Origin of the sequence: Flavobacterium salmonis (assembly GCF_903819435.1) — a bacterium.
GTDB lineage: Bacteria > Bacteroidota > Bacteroidia > Flavobacteriales > Flavobacteriaceae > Flavobacterium > Flavobacterium chungangense.
Window position 1 is genome coordinate 1 of the sequence record NZ_CAIJDP010000008.1, and the last position, 496, is coordinate 496.

Genomic DNA, 496 nt, shown 5'->3' on the forward strand with positions numbered 1-496 from the left:
AGGAGGTACCGCTACAATCACCGCTACACTGAGCACGGCTACGACTACCGATACGGTAGTAAGCTTAGGCTTTACAGGAACAGCTTCGGCAGGAGATTACGCAGCCAGCAATACTACCATTACGATTCCGGCAGGCCAATTGACCGGTACGATCACGATTGATCCGGCCGATGATACCCTGTACGAAGGAAATGAAACCGTAATCATCGATATCACTAATATTACAGGAGCTACGGCAGGCAGTACCACTCAGGCAATCGTTACGATCACCGATGACGAGACCACCCCAACGGTAACACTTAGCGGAACAGCAACAATCGTAGAGAACGCAGCAGGCACCGCTACGATCACCGCTACGCTGAGCACGGCTACGACTATCGATACGGTAGTAAGTTTAGGCTTTACAGGAACAGCTTCAGCAGGAGATTACGCAGCAAGCACTACTACGATCACCATCCCTGCAGGCCAATTGACCGGCACGATCACTATTGATCCG

1 pseudogene is annotated in these 496 nt (G+C 51.4%); it reads left to right on the forward strand.

Features of this window, described 5'->3' with window-relative positions:
- Positions 1 to 496 (forward strand): annotated as a pseudogene (locus FLACHUCJ7_RS00040) (Calx-beta domain-containing protein); the annotation flags it as partial.